We start from the raw sequence: 5,196 nt of genomic DNA, 5'->3' as shown, positions 1-5,196 counted from the left end.
GGTTCAAAAGTATGTTCATCCCTAAAGGGGTTATGCCCAGCTGATCTTGAAGAAAAATCAACGTAGTTGGAATCGCAGTCCACCCCATCCCTAGGGACGGCTCCCCCCATTTCTGGGCTATCGCATCTACTTTTTTCCCTGCTTTTTTATCCATTTATTTATCTCCAAGCTAAATTTTTTAAGGACGACACCACTCAAACAGAATCTGCAAATCTGGCGCGCGGCCGCGGAGCGGCAGGATCTTTCGCGCGCCAGATTTGCAGATTCTGTTTGAGTGTAATTCATATATATACATATAGGGTGACAATTTGACACCCTACATTTGTCACCTATGTAGGCCTAAACTGATTGGGAGTCGACAGAAGACGAAAGCCTCACCGGGCGACAAAACGGTGAAGGACATGAAGCTGGGATGGGGTCGCACAAAGTGAAAACTTTGCCATCTGTGCGTGGTGTCAGGCGATTGGAGTTGGAATTTTCCAAGCTCAATTGACTGGCTCGGTGCATCGGGAAATCCGACGCCGCGGACGCCGCTCCGACTCAATATTCAAAGGCCGCCTATACGCGGCCTTTTGTTTTTTTCTGATCCCTTCGCGCTGTAAGCGATTTTAATTCCAAGAAAAAGCCCATTCAATGGGCTTTTTTTGTACCTGGAAACCAGCAAGCGGGCTTTTGAGCCAGTTTTAGAACACTGGTTATGGTCAACCCAATGGTCCGTCGAAAAACTACTCAATCAGCCTCTGAATCAGCAGCCGAATCAACCACCAAAAAAGTCGTGCGAACATAAAACGCTCCGTTTGTGAATGAACCCCCCAGCAATAGTTTTGGGGGGCTGAATCGGCGCGTTGCCCATTCATACGGTGCGTTTACAGTTTTGGTTCTGGCCTTTTTTTGAAGGCCCCAAATTTTTTATTCAGCGAGTGTTGCGTCTCCCTTTGCTCCGTAGGCAAGCTGTAATTAACCGGCCGCCAAAGAGCCGGGAATAGGAGTAAACCGCAATGACGGATGACCTGATTTTTCTCAAAGCCGCCGGCTGGATGACTCTGGCGTTTGTGGTGTTCATGGCCTGGCGTGGTCGCAAGAAAGCGTCGCGCGACTGGCCGCCGGGTGAATACTAAAGCCGTCGCCCAGGGAGGGGCCGCGGGTTACGCATAACGGGGCATTCGTTCAATCGCCCCCCACAAACAGGCCCACTCCGGTGGGCTTTTTTGTGCCGACTGGACACCAGAGGGGTGGGGTCTGGTACACCGTAGCCATAGTGAGGGGTTTTACGCGCTACCACCCAAATTGGCGTGTCACCACCTTGTTGGAGCGTATTTTTCACGGTGAAAAGGGGATGAGTTTTCACTGTGAAATCCTAGGTTGGGGAACGGCTGACGCGGGTTACGCCTTTACGTAAATACGTACTGGGGTTTGGCCCCCCAAGTGTCAGTAGTGCGTACAAAAATATTCGCTGGAATCGCCAAAAACCGCCCTATTCAGGCTTTTTTGAGCGCTCAATGGCCTTTTTTCGCGGTCGACTACTGACACTTGGGGGGCAAAGGATGGAACACCTGGATTTGGTACCGCATTTTGTTGAGCCGGGCGATACCCAGGACACAGTCCTGGCGCTGCCTATTTTCGTCACGCGGCCCGCAGATGAAGCCGCGCGCAAACAGCGTTTGGCGGCTCTCGCAGCGGCCATGGAAGAGACGAAAAGCAACGCTGCAGAACGGCCCCGTACACGTTAAACAACGTGCGAAGCCTTTTTCAGCAACGGATCGTGGTTAGGCCGGAGAACGCACCGAGCTGGCTGAAACGGCGGGCAAGATAGGTGAAGTGGGCCTACCGGCCCCTTCACATCTTGCCCATTCGCCTGCGGCTCAAAAGGGGCGTTGAGCAACACAAAGTTCCACGCTGGAACTTTGGTTTTTTCGCGTCCGCGAAAATGCTCGCAGAGCGCTACCGTGCGAAAAATGGAGACCGAATCGATGCGGGCTGGAATCCAGGAAGAAACCTTACGCGCCATGCTCGAGGCCGGCGCCGTGCGCGAAGTGCTGGTCAGTCGGCACGCTGAAAAATGGGGCTTGGCCATTCGCTTGGGCGGCGCCGGCAGTCGCTGGCTGCCGGTGCGCTCGCGACGCGAAACACTGCGCACTTGGGCCAGTCTGACTGCGGTCGGCCGCTTTGCCGAAGCCCAGGGCATTAAGGGGTTTGCCGTCGAGTTGTAGTCTCACGTCAGCCCACACAGCGCCGGCGCCAAGATGGCCTGGCAGGCCGAGGTCGATCCCACCAGGTCAAACACCCGGTGCAGCAGATCGAGCAGGAGGGAGCTCATGACATTGACCAGGGTGTCGTACAAAAACGCTTTGGTGTGAACCAGCATAGGAGGTGTCCGCTGTAATGAGTGGACACCTATTAGAAGGCACATTTCGCTGTGTCATTAGCCCCACTTTGCATGGTTTTGAAAAATTTACAGAGCCCAACCTAGGATTCCAGGACGGCCGAAAAGCCCTCGGTTTTGAGGGTGAGTTTCCGATTCGGAAACTTTCAGCTCATTCGTCCAGGCCGTTGAACAGGCTGGCCCAGGTGGCGGGCTCTTGAGGTTTTTCAGAAGTTGAGGGTTTGGTAATTGGTTGGTGTTCTGGTTTGTGCTCGATGAGCAGAACGGTGGCGCGCAGCTCCTGGACTTCCTTGCGAAGTGCCTGGATTTCAGCCAATACCTGGTCCCACGGTTGAGCTGTGCCAACCTGTGCCACATCAGCTGTGCCAGGCTGTGCCACGGGGGCGAGGGCACCGTAAGCACGCATCAATTCAGACGTCTCAAATTGACGATTGCCAGCAAGGTCTAGCCCATATGAAACAAGGCCTCTATCCATATCACGATAGATCGAGCGTCGACTTCTGCCGGTTAGTTTCACGGCTTCGTTGAGGGTGTGCCATGCCATGGATTAGGACTGTGTCAGAGTGTGCCAAAGAGCTGGAAGTTTAATCCAGGGGAAGGAGCTCAGGACGCAAATCACGTCAAACCCAAAGACAATTGGGTTAGGCGCGTGCGTGCAGCCTCCCAAGTTTCACCAGGGCGTGCGTGTTTGGCGATTTCGTCATCTGACAGTTTGCTGCGCTTGGCTTTGGCATCCGCATTTTTCGAGGGACTAGCGGGGTTCTTGAGACTGTAATCGAACACTAAGTGCGTGACCTTGCGACCTGTTTTCCGCTGGCTCCAAGTCAGCGTCAAAGGGCTGTGCTCGTTGATCTGATCAACAGCTGGATCGAGTACTCGACGCTTTAAATCCTTGATCGACGGGTAACGGTCTTCGAGCTGGAGCCAGCGACGCAGATCCTCCAGGGCGACTTCGCGATGGCCTTCTGGCCATTGAACTAGCAACTCATAGAGGCGAATACCATAAGCACTGGTCATCTTAGCTACGTCAGATAGCGCGTAGCGTGTGAACTCTCGCTGAAGTCCGGTTAGGTAGGGGAGGATGTCTTTGCCAAAGCGCATCTCAATGCGGCCTTCCTGATCGATGTAATCGACCGTCTGAACCCAGCATGTGACGCGTCGGCGCTTGGAGCGGATTGTTATGCCATCCGGCTCAAGGATAAGGCTAACGCGTCGAGTTTGTAGGCGTTCAGCGGCATTCTGAAGGTCGCGATAGGCTGTCTTGGGATCTGTTCCGCATAATTGCGCAAGGTCGTTTGCAGTGACGCTGTACAGCACTTCATCGGTTACGGGTTTATCGCGGCGAACCTGACTGATCGCTGAGAGAATGACACGTTGTTCGGCAACGCTCAGACGGTACGATGCTTCGATGATGTGATTCGACTTTACGATGAGCTGACGGTCTTGGTTCATGCATCCCCCTATTATTTGGGACCACTCTAGACATGTCCCTTAATACCGTCAATCCGTCCCCTTTAAACCGTCAATCCGTCCCCTTTAAACCGTCAATCCGTCCCCTTTAAACCGTCAATCCGTCCCTTTATGAGGGCTGTAAGCCACGTACTGCGCGGCCTCCAGCCGCTCTAAAAGGGAAAAGGGAAAAGGGAAAAGGGAAAATAGCGTCGACGCGAAAAGTTGGGTTTCTGGCAAAAAATAGAAAAGCGCGGCTTTGCCGGGGCACCCCTGCGGGGTCCCCCACTACGTGGCTCCCCCTCCCCAGATAATGCCCAGCCGTAAGGCTGGAGACTTTTATTTATGCGCTCCATGGAGCGCTGAGGTGTCCTTAGCAACAAGGTTCACCCGAACACCTCCTGTGGACTCACAGATGGCAAAAGCGAGTAATCAGGGAATAGTAGTGAGCCGGATCGCAACTTCACCCTGGTGAGGTGTGTAGATCCTCCTACCTTAAGGTCTCCTGTGGGTATCCAAGGAGACAGATATGGCTTTAAGGCGTGTGGCAGAGCTACCGATAGCTTGGCGCCGCGCTATGGTGCTCAGGGGGCCTTAGGGCGATCTTAAAGGGATGCTCTTCGGTGAGGCGAAACGGCCCACAAATGTCCTAAGTACCTTGCTAGCTCGACCCCTTCTGTTTGGCGAGGTCTTAAGTAGAGTGTAGTAATCGATAGAAAACCGGTCATTACCTTCAAAACCATGAAAGCTTCTGGCGCGACCCGCATCATTAAAGTGAGCTTATCCGGGCTCTCTGCCGTGAAAATTCTGCCCGTTTGACTAAGTTTTCTATGGACTAGGGTCGCTACGCATCCATCTTGCTGCTGTTTTCTAACCCAATGCCCGTGTCTTTTCAGGATGTGGACGGCACCGTATTTCGTGTCTCCCATCGGAAGACGAATAGGCATATCTCCTGAAAATCCCACCAAAGTACCAGCAGGGATTACCGCAAAATCGGTGTGATCATTAATCAGCCAAAAATGGTCTGTCCCCATTTTTGGACCCAGCGAAAACGCCGGAAGAATTTTCTCCGTCCGTGTCATTTTTGCTCAAACTCCTACTGCTTGTTTTTGGTTTTTTCTTCATCGTTTTTACAAGCGAAGGAGAGAATTCTTCCAGCCTTTTAACCAATGGCGTGAGGTCGTATGAGTTCCGACCGCGATATTTTGGGTGGTGGGCAGAAGACTGCTTTTTACTGAGAAGTCCACGTTCTATCAAGGAGCTTATTTCTCTTTGAATCGATCTCTTCGAGACGCCAATCCTTGAGGCGAGTGATTCCTGGGCTGGATAAGGATTTTCACTGGCGTCCCACCAGTGGGCAACGA

5 protein-coding genes are annotated in these 5,196 nt (G+C 52.9%); 1 reads left to right on the top strand and 4 read right to left on the bottom strand.

What is annotated here, in order from left to right:
• Positions 1-1,970: 1,970 nt before the first annotated feature.
• Entirely contained in the window at positions 1,971-2,210 is a 240-nt protein-coding gene (locus V5E99_RS30715) for a hypothetical protein (protein ID WP_407802655.1), read from the top strand.
• Between the two features lie 2 nt (positions 2,211-2,212).
• On the opposite strand, the gene V5E99_RS30710 is transcribed toward V5E99_RS30715, so the two are convergent.
• The 4 genes from V5E99_RS30710 to V5E99_RS30695 all read right to left on the bottom strand — a co-directional run.
• A complete protein-coding gene (locus tag V5E99_RS30710) occupies positions 2,213-2,365 on the bottom strand; it encodes a hypothetical protein (protein WP_499806265.1) in 153 nt (50 codons plus the stop codon).
• 169 nt (positions 2,366-2,534) lie between these two features.
• A complete protein-coding gene (locus tag V5E99_RS30705; RefSeq protein WP_499806264.1) occupies positions 2,535-2,927 on the bottom strand; it encodes a hypothetical protein in 393 nt (130 codons plus the stop codon).
• A 71-nt stretch (positions 2,928-2,998) separates the two neighbouring features.
• Positions 2,999-3,835, bottom strand: coding sequence for a replication initiation protein (locus tag V5E99_RS30700; RefSeq protein WP_499806262.1), 837 nt, complete (start codon positions 3,833-3,835; stop codon positions 2,999-3,001).
• A gap of 1,002 nt (positions 3,836-4,837) precedes the next feature.
• Positions 4,838-5,196 (bottom strand): helix-turn-helix domain-containing protein (locus V5E99_RS30695; RefSeq protein WP_499806261.1); only part of this gene is annotated, 359 nt, incomplete at its 5' end.

The sequence above is a fragment of the Janthinobacterium sp. LPB2021202312-11-4 genome (assembly GCF_037049705.1).
GTDB lineage: Bacteria > Pseudomonadota > Gammaproteobacteria > Pseudomonadales > Pseudomonadaceae > Aquipseudomonas.
Note: the sequence above shows the minus strand (reverse complement) of the source record. Positions and strands in the feature narration are given on the sequence as shown.